We start from the raw sequence: 13,984 nt of genomic DNA on the forward strand, positions 1-13,984 counted from the left end.
ACCCCCGTTTTCGTTGCAGACATTGAGAACCCGGCCGGGATACCTGCCGAGGATGACAGCGGCATGACAAAACGTCGCAGCATCGCGGCCGCCGCTTTCGCCTCCTGCTTCGAGCGCAAAAACCTTGACTCCTGTGGAAAACCTTCTAAGAGCAACAGCGGAAAAGGAATCTCCATGGTTCGCGACGAACACGCCATTGCTGACCGCAATGACCGGGCACGGGTTGCCGGGGTGGATATTGCCGTTCCGGTTTCTGCCAAAACCAAGGCCAAAACGACGACGAAAACCGTCTGACGTCTCTGGCCTGCCGCTCTCTCCCCGGCTCGGCTGGGGACAGGAAGACGCGATCCGTCGCGCCTTTCCCCTCACCGGACAAGAGGAGAGAAGAGAAAGAGAGCTTGAGAAATGGGTTTCAAAGTAGCAATTGCGGGAGCAACCGGAAATGTCGGCCGGGAGATGCTCAACATTCTCTCCGAACGCGGCTTCCCCGCCGATGAGGTCGTGGCGCTCGCCTCCGCGCGTTCGCAGGGCACCGAGGTTTCCTATGGTGACCGGACGCTGAAGGTCTCCAATCTGGAGAATTACGATTTCTCCGACACCGATATCTGCCTGATGTCGGCCGGCGGCGAAATCTCCAAGAAGTTTTCGCCGAAGATCGGTCAGCAGGGCTGCATCGTCATCGACAATTCCTCGGCCTGGCGTTACGACGCCGACGTGCCGCTGATCGTACCGGAAGTGAACCCGGACGCCATCAGCCAGTTCACCAAGCGCAACATCATCGCCAATCCGAATTGCTCGACCGCCCAGCTGGTGGTGGCGCTGAAGCCGCTGCATGACTTCGCCAAGATCAAGCGCGTCGTCATCTCGACCTACCAGTCGGTCTCCGGCGCCGGCAAGGACGGCATGGACGAGCTCTTCAATCAGACGCGCGCCGTCTTCGTTGCCGATCCGATCGAGAACAAGAAGTTCACCAAGCGTATCGCCTTCAACGTCATCCCGCACATCGACGTCTTCATGGAAGACGGCTACACCAAGGAAGAGTGGAAGGTGCTGGCCGAGACGAAGAAGATGCTCGACCCGAAGATCAAGGTGACCTGCACGGCAGTGCGCGTGCCTGTCTTCATCGGCCATTCGGAATCGGTCAACATCGAGTTCGAAAACGAGATCACCGCCGACCAGGCCCGTGACATCCTGCGCGATGCACCGGGCTGCCTCGTCATCGACAAGCGTGAGGACGGCGGCTACATCACGCCGTATGAATCCGCCGGCGAGGACGCGACCTACATCTCGCGCATCCGCGAGGACGCGACAGTCGAAAACGGCCTCAACATCTGGGTGGTCTCCGACAATCTGCGCAAGGGCGCGGCATTGAACGCCATTCAGATCGCCGAGCTGCTCGTCAATCGCGGCCTCGTCAAGCCGCGCAAGCAGGCCGCCTGATACGATTTGTAAACCATAAGATGTTAAAGCCCTGCTCGGTGAGCGGGGCTTTTCCGGGGCAAATCAACTGTATAAGCGCTCGCTAAAAGGTGATCGTGACAAAATCGTGAGTGGCTGGCATTCTCTTGCCCGCCTAAAAACTATGCAGATCGAGAGCGGGGTTTCTCAATGCGCATGACAAAGTTGTTTCTGGCGGCCGCTGCGGCAATGGGCGTCCTCCATGCGGTACCGGCGTTCGCGCAGGGACCGCAATGCGGCAATACCAGTGCCGGCTTTGAAGCCTGGGTTGCCGATTTCAAGCAGACGGCGGCAGCCAATGGCGTCAGCCAGGCGGTTCTGAGCCGCGCCTTCGCCAACGTCAACTACAACAAACCAACGATCGCCGCCGACCGCGGCCAGAAGAGCTTCAAACTCTCCTTCGACGCCTTCATGCAGAAGCGCGGCGGTGCCGCCGTCATCTCCCGCGGCCGCAGCATGAAAGCAGCCAACCAGGCACTTTTTGCCTCGATCGAGCGCCGTTTCGGCGTTCCGGCCGGCCCGCTCATCGCCATCTGGGGCATGGAGACCGGTTTTGGCAGCTACATGGGCAACCAGCATACGCTGTCGGCCGTTTCGACGCTCGCCTATGACTGCCGCCGTTCGGACTATTTCACCGACCAGCTCTACGCCGCGCTCCAGCTCGTCTCCGAGGGTTATCTGAGCCCGCAGGCCAAGGGTGCTGCCCATGGTGAAATCGGCCAGACACAGTTTCTGCCGCGCAATGTCGTGCGCTTCGGCGCCGACGGCGATGGCGACGGCCGCGTCGACATGGTGGGTTCGCGCGCCGATGCACTGGCCTCGACGGCGAATTTCCTCAAGGGCCATGGCTGGCGCGCCGGCGCCGGCTATCAGCCCGGAGAGCCGAATTTCGTCGCCATCCAGGGCTGGAACGCCGCCAGCGTCTATCAGCAGTCAATCGCCTATATCGGCCAGCAGATCGACGGCAAATAGTGCATGTCGCCCGGAAGTGTGAAGCGGTTCCGGGACAACGACATGCACAAAACAAAAGGCTTTAAGTCTTCTTCGACAACCATACCCGAAAACGCCGCTGCGACATGCGGCGTTTTTCATATGCGGGAATCAAAGCCGCCGCCGGAGGCCGTCTTGCGGCGCTCCTCCTGCGCCGGCACGACCGGTCCCGAAACGACGCAATTGCGGCCGGAGGCCTTCGCGGCATAAAGCGAGAGATCGGCGCGTTTGACCAGATCTTCGAAGTTCCGGTTGGCGGCTTCATTTGCCCGGCCGGCACATCCGAAACTTGCCGTCACCTTGAGAACCTCGCCGCTCTCCAAGGGGATTTCCGCCGCCTCGATCGCCAACCTTACGCGCTCGGCAACGATTGCCGCATCGTCGGGCGTCGAATCCGGCAGGAGTGCCAGGAACTCCTCGCCGCCATGACGGACCAGCAGATCGAAGGAACGGAAATTCTGGCGCGCGACGCCTGCGACATGCCGGAGAACGGCATCGCCGGCGTCATGGCCATTGATATCGTTGATCTTCTTGAAATGATCGAGGTCGAAGAGCACGACGGAAATCCAGCGCGATCCGTGCTCGGCCTGCGTGAGAAGGGCCGATGCGGCGAACTCGAAGCCGCGCCTGTTGTAAAGACCGGTCAGGAGATCGGTCTGCGCGGCGTTGCGCAACTCGCCGACCAGCGTCTCCCGATCCCGCGACAGCCGGTCGATCAGCCGCAGACCCCTTGCCGCCAGCACCATCACCAGTGTCGCGAGAATGAGCAGGCCGGCGCACAGCGCCAGGATCCGCGTCAGGTGTAAATGCGAGCGCGTCAAAAAGTTTTCGCCGGTTTCGTGAATATCTCTCGCCGCCTCGATCATCTTCTGCTGCAGGAAAGTCATGCGCTCGCTCTGCGCAGCCGCCCAGACGTCGCTCACCGCGGGCGTCGGCCGCGATCCGGCGAGGATGGCATCGGTGATCGCATTCGCCTTCACCTGGTCGCGGCGACCGAGATAGGCGACAATGTCGCGCACGATCGGCGCGGCCGAATGGAAGACCATGTGATCCATGCCCTCGCCGATCATGACCTTGCCCTGCACGAACAGCTCCACCGGAAATCTGGCGGACACGCCCTGGTCGAGGTAACGGCCGCCAATGCCGGTGATCAGCCTCTCCCCATAATAGGTCAGCATGATGCCCATCAGCTGGTTGGATTTCTCCAGCAGCACCGGATCGCTGATCAAGGGTGAAAGCGCATCGACGACGGCAAGCTGCTTGAGAGCCGCATACCAGTAGATCGACCCGGGATCGCTGCCGACATAACGGCCCTGGTCAACGGCGCTGCGCGCGGCGACGATGCGGCTGTAGGCAAGGCTGAGAATCGACAATTCTTCCGCAAGCCCTTCGTCGAGCGTATCGCGGGAAGGCAGGCTGGCATAGAAGGCAAGGCGCTCGTCATCGAGCGTTACCCGGCTTTTCTGCATATCAGCAGCGGTCTTGCTGCTCGGATGCGCGAGATAAAGGCGAGTGGCGCCGATTTCACTCAGGATCTCCGTGGCGGCGATCGACCCGCCGCGGGCGAGCACGTCGGCGAACTGCCGGTCTTTCTCGAGATCCCTGTATTGGTTGACTGAAGCCCGTATGACGACGACGCCTTCAATGAGCATGAAGACGAAGGGCAACATGATGGCGGCCAGGATAACCCTTTTGATGGTCTCGAACTTCATCGCCAATCGCCACGGTGCTCAAAACGTCGGTCGTGCGCGACCAATTGACGCCAATCTTAGCAGCAATTCTTAATAAACTGATAAAGCGGCAGATCCCTAGATTTCGGGACGAATGAAGTCACGTGTCTCAGCATCCATCACCCAGAGTTCGCCTGTGGAAATATCGAACCATGCGCCATGGAGATGCATTTTTCCCGCTTCCTCGAGTGCCTTGATATCGGGAAAGCTTCTGAGATTTTCGATCGAATTGCGGATCGAGACGCGCTCCAGCGCCGTCTGCCGCTCGGCGGCCGTCATCACGTCATTGCTCTGGATCTGCTCGGCGGCAGGCTTGACCAGCGACATCCAGCGGCCGATGAAATCGCCCGGCGACAGCGGCTCGGCATTGGGGTCGAGCGCGGCGCGGATGCCGCCGCAGCGGCCATGGCCCATCACGACGATATCCGAGACCTTCAGCGCCTGCACCGCAAATTCGAGCGCGGCCGACGTCGAATGGAAATGGCCGTCCGGCTCGTAGGGCGGCACCATGTTGGCGACGTTGCGGATGACGAAGAGCTCACCCGGGCCGGCATCGAAGATCAACTCCGGTGCGGCACGTGAATCCGAACAGGCGATGACCAGCGTGCTCGGACTCTGACCGTTTTCGGCAAGCAGCCGATACCTGTCGCGGGCATCGGCATAACGCCCGTTCATGAAGTTGCGGTAACCGTCCAGAAGGGAATTTGGAAAACGCTGCATGCTTCTGGATTAGCGCGCGCGGAAGACAAGATCAACTGCTGCACTGCAAAATGAGCACATTGACGGATGCGTCATTTTTTCCGCCGTTGCGCCGGATGCAGGAGCCGGCGCATCTGCACCATGGCCATCGGCGTCGAAAGGCTGGACGCGTCGCTTGCCAGCATCAGCTCGTTGCTGCCGCGTTTGACGGCGCGCGCCAGCACCTCGAAGACGCTGGCCGTGGCAAGCTGCAGCGCCTTTTCGTCCTCGAGGCCGGAAAGCAGGCGCGACAGGAAGACGGCAGCCAGCAGGTCGCCGAGACCATTCGGCGCGTTTTCGACGGCGCGGTGCTCGGCAAGAAGCGCGTGACGGCCGGAAAGATAGAGATTGCCGGTACCACCTGCCATCATCGGCACGGCCGAGGTGACGAGCATGCGCGACGGCCCGAGCGCCAGCGCCGCCTCCATGATCGCACTGTTGTCGTCAAGCGCTGCCCCGGACAGCCATGCAAGTTCGTAGCGGTTCGGCGTCGCCAGCGAGGCGAGCGGGATGAGATGGTCGCGAATGGCTTCGGCGGTCGCCTCCGGCACGTAGAGACCGCCGAGATCGCCCATGACGGGGTCGCAGACATAGAGCAGCTCGGGATTATCTTGCCGGAGCGCGGCGATCAGCCGAGCCACGGAGCGCGCCTGCGCGGCATTGCCGAAATAGCCCGAAAGCACTGCCCTGACTTCGCCGATCCAGGGCGCCCGGATCAGATCGTCGATCGCCGCGTCGAAATCCGCTTCCGCAAATGTCAGCCGCGTCGAGCGGCCGTGGCCGGGATGCCAGGGCAGCACGATGGTCGGCAGCGCCCAGACCGGATGACCAAGCGTTTCCAGCGCAAAGACGGCCGCCCGGTTTCCGACCGAGCCGCGCACCACATGACTGGAGATGACGATGACTGCGCCCGCTGCATTTTCCGACATGAGACAAGATCCGAATGATGACCGCGTTTGATGATCTTTTTGACGCCGCGCTGTCAACCATTCTTCACGTGAGCATGGAAATGTGCGGCGGAACGAAAAACAAAAAGAGGATCCTCCCGTTCGTTTTGGCCACGAAATCGGAAAAATCTCTGACAATTTCCCATCTCCAGCGTCAAAAAAGCATCAAAACGATCTCTCAAGGCCGCATTTTAGAGATTTTTTCGCGAAATCTTCTGCTAGCTTGCAGAAAACCGGTCCATTGCGGGAGGCGATTCATGGCTGCCAGAAACAATCCGAAACGGGAAAAACAGATCGAAAGCGCGCGCAAGGTCGCCAAGGCGACGGGCGAAGCGCATCTCGATCCGGAAATTCTCTTCGGGCGGGCCAGCAATGACGATCTCGAACTCTATACGCCAGAGATGCTGGCGCTCTCCGCCGTGCATTCGGCAAAGGAACTCGCCGCCTGGAACGGCAAGGCGCCCCGCGTCGGCATCGACACCATCGCCGATGTGACGCCCGATGGCATTGCCGTTTCGGTGCTTTCGGTCACCGACCGGAACATGCCTTTCCTGTTTGAATCGGTTATGGGTGAGGTGACGAGCACCTATCGCGACCTGTTCATGGCCGTGCATCCCATCCTGGTCATGGAGAAGGGCAAGGCGCCTGCGCTCTATTCCGCCGATCATCCGAGCGACCCGGCCAACCGCGTCAGCCATATCCAGCTCCATATTGCGCCGCTCAACTCCGCCCAGGCCGCAGATCTCGTCAAGCGCATCGAAACCGTGCTTGAGCAGGTCCGCCTGTCGGTGTCCGACTGGAAGCCGATGCTGTCCAAGATCGACGGGGTGATCGCCGAGCTTTCAGCCAATGGCGCCAGCCGGAAGAAGGCTGATCGCGATGAAGCCGTCGCCTTCCTGACATGGCTGCGCGACGAGAATTTCACCTTCCTCGGGATGCGCGAATATGTCTATTCCGGCAAGGGTGCCGATGCCAGGGTCGAACGCGACAAGGGTACCGGCCTCGGCATCCTCTCCAATCCCGATGTGCTCGTGCTGCGCACCGGCAAGGATGCCGTGACGACGACGCCTGAAATCCTTGCCTTCCTCGACGGTCCCGACTTCCTGATCGTCACCAAGGCGAATGTGAAATCCATCGTCCATCGCCGCGCCTATATGGATTATGTCGGCGTCAAACGTTTCGACGTCGACGGCAACGTCACCGGCGAACTGCGCATCGTCGGCCTTTTCACCTCGACGGCCTATACGTCGCTCGCCTCGGAAATCCCGCTCCTGCGTTCCAAGATCGAGAAGGTGAAGGAACATTTCGGCTTCGACCCGATGAGCCATTCCGGTCGCATGCTCGACAACACGCTGGAATCCTATCCGCGCGATGACCTTTTCCAGATCGACACGACGCTGCTTGCCAGTTTCGCCGAACAGATCAACGACCTGGCCGACCGGCCGCGCGTACGCGTCCTGCCGCGCATCGATCATTTCGACCGCTTCGTCTCGGTAATCGTCTATGTGCCGCGCGAGGAATATGACTCGATCATTCGCGAAAGGATCGGCACCTATCTGAAGACCGTCTATGACGGCCGTGTCTCCGCCTATTACCCGGCTTTCCCGGAAGGCGGCGTGGCGCGCGTGCATTTCATCATCGGCCGCTCCGGCGGCAAGACGCCGCGCATTCCGCAGTCAAAGCTCGAGCAGGTGATCCGTGAGATCACCGCCCGCTGGGACGACCGTTTCGAGGCGCTGGCCGGACCCAAGGCGCCGAAGATCTCGGTCGACCAGGCCTTTCAGGATTCCTTCACGCCTGAAGAAACCGTGGCCGATCTCGCCGATATCGTCGCCTGCGCCGCCGGCGAGCCGCTTCGCATCGAGTTCTACCATCGTCAGGAGGAGCAGAGCCGTACCCTCTCGCTGAAGATCTTCCACGCCGGCGGCCAGCTGGCGCTGTCGCGCCGCGTGCCGCTGCTTGAGAATCTCGGCTTCAATGTCGTCAGCGAACGCACCTTCGACATCGACGTACCGGCGACAGACGGACAAACGAAACTCGTCGTGCTGCACGATATGGAGCTCGAGGCCCGCAACGGCGGCGACATCGATCTGCAGCGCTACGGCGCCGCCCTCGAGGAAGCCTTCGTCGCTGCCTTCGCCGGCACCATCGACAATGACAGTTTCAACCGGCTGATCCTCTCGGCCGGGCTCTCGGCACGCGAGACGAACGTGCTGCGCGCCTATGCCCGTTATCTCCGCCAGGCCGGCATCGCCTATTCGCAGGATTATATCGCGACGACACTCGACAAATATCCCGGCGTCGCCGCCGCCATCTTCCGGCTGTTCCACGACACGCTCGACACCCGGCTTTCCGAAAAGGCCCGCGTCAAGAAGCTGGCCGAGCTGCATCAGGCGATCGAGGTCGAGCTTGCCGAGGTGCCGAGCCTTGACGACGACCGTATCCTGCGCCGCTACGTCAATATCGTCGATGCGACGCTGCGCACCAATTATTTCCAGAAGAATGCCGATGGATCGCCGAAGCCGATGCTGGCCTTCAAGCTCGATCCGCACCTGGTCGACGGGCTGCCGCAGCCCAAACCCTTCCGCGAGATGTTCGTCTACGGCGTCGAAGTCGAAGGCGTGCACCTGCGCTTCGGCAAGGTAGCGCGCGGCGGCCTGCGCTGGTCGGATCGCGCCGAGGACTACCGCACCGAGGTGCTGGGCCTCGTCAAGGCCCAGCAGGTGAAGAACGCGGTCATCGTGCCGGTCGGCGCCAAGGGCGGTTTCTATCCGAAAAAGCTCCCCGTCGGCGGCAGCCGTGACGAGATCTTCAATGCCGGCCGCGAGGCTTACAAGACCTATATCCGCACGCTGCTGTCGATCACCGACAATATATCGGGCGCCGAGATCGTGCCGCCGAAGGATACGGTCAGGCTCGACGGCGACGACCCCTATTTCGTGGTCGCCGCCGACAAGGGCACCGCGACCTTCTCCGACACCGCCAATGCGCTGGCGCAGGAAGCCGGTTTCTGGCTGGACGACGCCTTCGCCTCCGGCGGCTCGGCCGGTTACGACCACAAGAAGATGGGCATCACCGCCCGCGGCGCCTGGGAAACCGTCAAACGCCATTTCCGTGAAATGGACATCGACATCCAGACCACACCCTTCACCGTCGCCGGCGTCGGCGACATGTCCGGCGACGTTTTCGGCAACGGCATGCTGCTCTCTCCGAAGATCCGGCTGATTGCCGCCTTCGACCACCGCGATATCGTTATCGATCCTGATCCCGATATGGAAAAGACGCTTGCCGAACGCCAGCGGCTCTTCGATCTGCCGCGGTCAAGCTGGCAGGATTTCGATAAAAGCGTGCTCTCCAAGGGTGCAATGATCATCTCCCGCGCGACGAAGTCAGTCACGCTGACACCGGAAGCGGTGGCCGCGATCGGCATCGACAAGGCGGTGGCCACGCCCTTCGAAATCATCACGGCGATCTTGAAGAGCCCGGTTGACCTGCTCTGGTTCGGCGGCATCGGCACCTATGTGAAAGCGCCGTCCGAAACGGACGCCGAAGTCGGCGACCGCGCCAACGACCCGATCCGCGTCACGGCGGTGGAAGTGCGCGCCAAGGTGATCGGCGAGGGCGCAAACCTCGGCGTCACCCAGAAGGGCCGCATCGCTTATGGTCTGAAGGGCGGGCGCTGCAATTCCGACGCCATCGACAACTCGGCCGGTGTCAACACCTCGGACGTCGAGGTCAACATCAAGATCGCCCTGGCGGCCGCTCTGCATGACGGGCGCCTGACGCGCGCAAAACGCGACCAGCTTCTGTCTTCGATGACCAGCGAAGTCGCGAGCCTGGTGCTGCGCAACAACTATCTGCAATCGCTGGCGATCTCGCTGACGGAGCGCAAGGGCACGGCAAACGGCCTGGAGCTTGGCCGTTTCATGAGCGTGCTCGAGGCCGCCGGCCAGTTGAACCGCAAGGTCGAGACGCTGCCGGACGAACAGACGCTGGCCGAACGCTATACCGCCGGCAAGCCGCTGACGCGGCCGGAAATCGGCGTGCTGGTATCCTATGCCAAGATCGTGCTCTTCGATGCGCTGGCCGCCAGCGATCTGCCGGATGATCCCTATTTTACCGCGACGCTTTTGAATTATTTCCCCGTCAAGATGCAGAAGTCGAACGCCGGCGATATCGCCGGTCACCGCCTGAAGCGCGAAATCGTCGCGACCGTGCTTGCCAACGAAGCGATCAACCGCGGCGGGCCGAGTTTCACCGTTGCCATGATGGATGCGACGGCGGCCTCGGCGCCCGAAGTGGTGCGCGCGGCGATCGTTGCCCGCGACGGTTTCGACCTGACCCGGCTCTGGGCCGAAACGGATGCGCTCGACGGCCGGATATCGGGCGAGATGCAGAACCGCATCTACGAGGAAATCAGCCATAGCTTTACCGTCTTGACGCGATTGCTGTTGAAGACCGCCATGACCAAGTCGGATATGGCCGAAGTGATTGGCCGGCTGCAGGCTGCTCTGAAGAAACTGAAGCCTGCCTTTGCCGAACAATCGGCCGGCGATGCCGCGGCGCGCCAGGCCGAATATATCCAGGCGGGCGTGCCCGAAAAGCTCGCAGCCGAGATCGCCAATCTCCAGAGCTTCGCGCTGGTGCCCGAGATCATGCAGATTGCCGAGCGCACCGGCGAGCCCCTGGTGCGCGCCGCCGAAAACTACTTCGCAGTGTCGCAAACCTTCCGGATCGCCCGGCTGCTGGCGGCGGGCGGACGGATCCTCACCTCCGACCATTACGAGAACCTGGCGCTTGCCCGCAGCATCGACCAGATCGCCAGCGCAAGACGCGACATCGTCATCTCGGCGCTGTCCGATCACGGCAAGGAAAAGCTCCCGGTTCAGGCCTGGCATGCCCAGGATCGCATCCGCATCAATCGGATCGTCGAAGAACTATCGAGCCTCAGCGACGGCGGCGATCCCAATCTTGCGCGTATTACCGTTGCTGCAGGTATCCTGACCGATCTTGCGCGCGACCGGGCGAGGTGAGACAGTCCGCGGAAAAAGGAGCGGATGTTGAATCGCATTGACTGGACAGGAACGCAGCCGCCGAAAGCCACGGAGAAGGGCATCTGGGGGTGGATGTTCTTCGATTGGGCAGCCCAGCCCTTCTTTACCGTGGTCACGACCTTCATCTTCGGTCCCTATTTCGTTTCCCGTCTGACCGATGACCCGGTTTCCGCGCAGACGACGTGGAGCAACATGGCGACGATCTCCTCGGTGATCATCGCCCTGCTTTCGCCCATCCTCGGCTCGATCGCCGACCAGTCGGGTGCGCGCAAACCCTGGATCGGCTTTTTCGCGATCATCAAAATCACAAGTCTTTTCTGCCTGTGGTTCGCAGCCCCCGGCTCGCCTGTTCTTTATCCGGTCATTTTCATGATCCTTGCCTCGATCTCGGCCGAGTTTTCGATCGTCTTCAACGATTCGATGATGCCGCGGCTGGTCGGCAAACACGAGGTCGGCAAGCTCTCGAACACCGCCTGGGGGCTCGGTTATCTCGGCGGCATCATCGTGCTCATTGCCGTCGTGACGCTTTTGGCGGCGAGCCCGGAGAGCGGCAAGACCATCCTCGGCCTCGATCCGCTCTTCGGTCTCGATCCTCGGACCGGCCAGGATGCACGCATCACCGGGCCGATTTCGGCCGTCTGGTATCTGATCTTCATCCTGCCGATGTTCTTCTTCACGCCGGATGTCGGCAGAGGTCTTCCGTTCGGCACCGCCGTCCGTGCCGGCCTGCGGGAAGTGAAAAATACGCTTGGCGAACTCAAGGAGCGCCGCGGCATCCTGAGATTCCTTATCGCCCGGATGATCTATCAGGACGGGGTCAACGGCCTGCTGATCCTCGGCGGTATTTTCGCCGCCGGCATGTTCGGCTGGGCGACGATCGAGATCGGCATCTACGGCATCATCCTGAATGTCGTTGCGATCTTCGGCTGCCTGATCGCCGGCCGCATCGACAAGGGTGTCGGGTCGAAGGTGACCGTCGTCATCAGCCTCACCATGCTGCTTCTCGCCACCATCGGCATCATCTCGACAGGGCCGGGTTACACCCTGTTCGGCCTGCTGCCGCTGCCGACGGCGGATTCCGGCGGCCTCTTCGGCACTGCGGCGGAAAAAGCCTATATCCTCTACGGCCTGCTGATCGGCTTCGCCTTCGGGCCGGTGCAGGCCTCGTCGCGCTCCTACCTCGCCCGCAGCGTCAGCCCTGAAGAAGCCGGCCGCTACTTCGGCATCTACGCGCTTTCGGGGCGCGCCACGAGTTTCATGGCGACCCTGCTCTTCTCGCTGATGACCTATATGAGCGGGTCACCGCGGCTTGGAATGGCCACACTGATCCTGTTTCTCGCCGGTGGCCTGGTGCTGCTCGTCCGCACGCCCTATCCGGCCGATCGCGCGTAGGGTCACGCGCGTCGGACCTGACGGAAGCATGGCGCAATCCTCATTCAGTGCCGGAAATGGCGCATGCCGGTAAAGACCATCGCAATGCCGTGTTCGTCGGCAGCATCGATGACCTCCTGGTCGCGCATCGAACCGCCCGGCTGGATCACCGCCGTCGCCCCTGCGGCGATCATCGACAGAAGACCGTCGGCAAACGGCAGGAAGGCTTCGGAGGCGACTGCCGACCCATGCGTCATCGGCACCGCAAGACCGAGCGCCTTGGCGGCCTCTTCCGCCTTCAGCGCGGCGATGCGAGCGGAATCGACGCGGCTCATCTGGCCGGCGCCGATCCCGGCGGTCTGCCCGTCCTTGGCATAGACCACGGCATTCGATTTCACGTGTTTGCCGATCTTGAAGGCGAACTTCATGTCATCAAGCTCCTGCGCCGTCGGCGCGCGCTTGGTAACGACCTTGAGCTCCAGATCCTCGACCATGCCGTTGTCGCGGCTCTGGACCAGCAGGCCGCCGGAAACGGTCTTCGCCGTCAGGCCCGCGGCACGCGGATCGGGCAAGCCGCCGGCCGACAGCAGCCGCAAGTTCGGCTTGCGGGCGATGATCGCCTTCGCTTCCTCGGTCACATCGGGCGCGATGATCACTTCGGTGAAGAGCTTGACGATCTCCTCGGCCGTTTCGGCATCCAGCGTCCGATTGAGCGCGATGATGCCGCCGAAGGCGGAAACGCTGTCGCAGGCCAGCGCCCGCCGATAGGCCTCGACCAGGCTCGACCCGGTGGCGACGCCGCAGGGATTGGCATGCTTGATGATGGCACAGGCCGGCGCCTTTTCCGGCAGGAACTCGGCGACCAGCTCGTAAGCGGCGTCGGTATCGTTGATATTGTTGTAGGAGAGCTGCTTGCCCTGGAGGAGGGCAGCCGTCGAAACACCCGGGCGCTTCTCGCCGGTCACATAGAAGGCAGCCTTCTGGTGCGGGTTTTCGCCGTAGCGCATCTCTTCCTTCAGCGCCCCGCCGATGACGCGGTGGCGCGGCGTATCGATCGACAGCGCTTCTGCGAACCAGTTGGAAATCACCGCATCATAGGCCGCGGTGCGGGCATAGGCCTTGGCGGCCATGCGCTGGCGGAAGGCATAGGCGGTCTTGCCACCATCCGCGGAAAGCTGCTCGGTGAATTCGGCATAGTCGTTCGGATCGGTCAGGATCGTCACATAGGCATGGTTCTTGGCCGAAGCGCGGATCATCGCCGGGCCGCCGATGTCGATATTTTCGACGGTCGTCGGATAATCGCCGCCGGCGGCGCGCACTTCTTCGAAGGGATAGAGATTGATGACGGCGAGGTCGATGGCCTCGATGCCGTGGGTCTTCATCGCTTCCTGGTGTTCGCTATCGTCCCGGATCGCCAGCAGGCCGCCATGCACCGTTGGATGCAGCGTCTTGACCCGCCCGTCCATGATCTCGGGAAAGCCGGTAATTTCGGAAACATCGGTAACGGCAAGGCCGGCGGCAGCGATCGCCTTGTAAGTGCCGCCGGTCGACAGCAGCCGCACGCCTCGTTCCGACAGTGTCTGGGCGAGTTCGACGATCCCGGTCTTGTCGAAGACGGAGAGGAGGGCGGTCTTGATTTCGACCTTGTCGGGGGCGGGGATCTTCTTGGAAATGACGGCCATCAAACCTTCTCCGT

General features: G+C 61.8%; 9 protein-coding genes. 5 read left to right on the top strand and 4 right to left on the bottom strand.

The window, feature by feature from the left end; all coding sequences use genetic code 11:
- Positions 1 to 63: 63 nt before the first annotated feature.
- The 3 genes from CO657_RS20080 to CO657_RS20090 all read left to right on the top strand — a co-directional run bounded on the left by CO657_RS20080 (position 64) and on the right by CO657_RS20090 (position 2,430).
- On the top strand, positions 64 to 294 hold the full coding sequence (locus CO657_RS20080; protein WP_012559370.1) for a hypothetical protein: 231 nt from the start codon (positions 64 to 66) through the stop codon (positions 292 to 294).
- A gap of 111 nt (positions 295 to 405) precedes the next feature.
- Positions 406 to 1,440, top strand: a complete 1,035-nt coding sequence (locus CO657_RS20085; protein ID WP_003589565.1) for an aspartate-semialdehyde dehydrogenase — start codon at positions 406 to 408, stop codon at positions 1,438 to 1,440.
- A gap of 168 nt (positions 1,441 to 1,608) precedes the next feature.
- On the top strand, positions 1,609 to 2,430 hold the full coding sequence (locus CO657_RS20090) for a lytic murein transglycosylase (protein ID WP_054182283.1): 822 nt from the start codon (positions 1,609 to 1,611) through the stop codon (positions 2,428 to 2,430).
- 116 nt (positions 2,431 to 2,546) lie between these two features.
- On the opposite strand, the gene CO657_RS20095 is transcribed toward CO657_RS20090, so the two are convergent.
- The 3 genes from CO657_RS20095 to pdxY form a co-directional block, all read right to left on the bottom strand.
- Positions 2,547 to 4,160 carry a GGDEF domain-containing protein gene (locus CO657_RS20095; RefSeq protein WP_054182282.1) on the bottom strand — a complete coding sequence of 538 codons (1,614 nt, stop codon included), beginning with the start codon at positions 4,158 to 4,160 and terminating at the stop codon, positions 2,547 to 2,549.
- 96 nt (positions 4,161 to 4,256) lie between these two features.
- Positions 4,257 to 4,898, bottom strand: a complete 642-nt coding sequence (locus tag CO657_RS20100) for a carbonic anhydrase (RefSeq protein WP_003589561.1) — start codon at positions 4,896 to 4,898, stop codon at positions 4,257 to 4,259.
- Between the two features lie 71 nt (positions 4,899 to 4,969).
- Entirely contained in the window at positions 4,970 to 5,845 is an 876-nt protein-coding gene (pdxY, locus tag CO657_RS20105; RefSeq protein ID WP_054182281.1) for a pyridoxal kinase PdxY, read from the bottom strand.
- Between the two features lie 275 nt (positions 5,846 to 6,120).
- Between pdxY and CO657_RS20115 the strand changes: the two genes are divergently transcribed.
- On the top strand, positions 6,121 to 10,896 hold the full coding sequence (locus CO657_RS20115; protein WP_054182280.1) for an NAD-glutamate dehydrogenase: 4,776 nt from the start codon (positions 6,121 to 6,123) through the stop codon (positions 10,894 to 10,896).
- Positions 10,897 to 10,920: 24 nt separating this feature from the next.
- Complete coding sequence (locus tag CO657_RS20120) at positions 10,921 to 12,309, top strand: MFS transporter (RefSeq protein WP_054182279.1); 1,389 nt, start codon at positions 10,921 to 10,923, stop codon at positions 12,307 to 12,309.
- A gap of 44 nt (positions 12,310 to 12,353) precedes the next feature.
- Here the strand turns inward: CO657_RS20120 and purH are convergent, their stop codons facing one another.
- The gene (gene purH / locus CO657_RS20125; RefSeq protein WP_054182278.1) at positions 12,354 to 13,970 is read right to left on the bottom strand and encodes a bifunctional phosphoribosylaminoimidazolecarboxamide formyltransferase/IMP cyclohydrolase; all 1,617 of its coding nucleotides are present in this window, start codon (positions 13,968 to 13,970) and stop codon (positions 12,354 to 12,356) included.
- Between the last annotated feature and the right edge of the window lie 14 nt (positions 13,971 to 13,984).

The sequence above is a fragment of the Rhizobium acidisoli genome (genome assembly GCF_002531755.2).
GTDB lineage: Bacteria > Pseudomonadota > Alphaproteobacteria > Rhizobiales > Rhizobiaceae > Rhizobium > Rhizobium acidisoli.

What these genes read in the sequence shown, in the direction of transcription:
- CO657_RS20090 (WP_054182283.1), top strand. Translation starts at nt 1,609, where the DNA reads ATGCGCATGACAAAGTTGTTTCTGGCGGCCGCTGCGGCAATGGGCGTC.
- CO657_RS20080 (WP_012559370.1), top strand. Translation starts at nt 64, where the DNA reads ATGACAAAACGTCGCAGCATCGCGGCCGCCGCTTTCGCCTCCTGCTTC.
- CO657_RS20120 (WP_054182279.1), top strand. Translation starts at nt 10,921, where the DNA reads ATGTTGAATCGCATTGACTGGACAGGAACGCAGCCGCCGAAAGCCACG.
- CO657_RS20100 (WP_003589561.1), bottom strand. Translation starts at nt 4,898, where the DNA reads ATGCAGCGTTTTCCAAATTCCCTTCTGGACGGTTACCGCAACTTCATG.
- purH (WP_054182278.1), bottom strand. Translation starts at nt 13,970, where the DNA reads ATGGCCGTCATTTCCAAGAAGATCCCCGCCCCCGACAAGGTCGAAATC.
- CO657_RS20115 (WP_054182280.1), top strand. Translation starts at nt 6,121, where the DNA reads ATGGCTGCCAGAAACAATCCGAAACGGGAAAAACAGATCGAAAGCGCG.
- CO657_RS20095 (WP_054182282.1), bottom strand. Translation starts at nt 4,160, where the DNA reads ATGAAGTTCGAGACCATCAAAAGGGTTATCCTGGCCGCCATCATGTTG.
- CO657_RS20085 (WP_003589565.1), top strand. Translation starts at nt 406, where the DNA reads ATGGGTTTCAAAGTAGCAATTGCGGGAGCAACCGGAAATGTCGGCCGG.
- pdxY (WP_054182281.1), bottom strand. Translation starts at nt 5,845, where the DNA reads ATGTCGGAAAATGCAGCGGGCGCAGTCATCGTCATCTCCAGTCATGTG.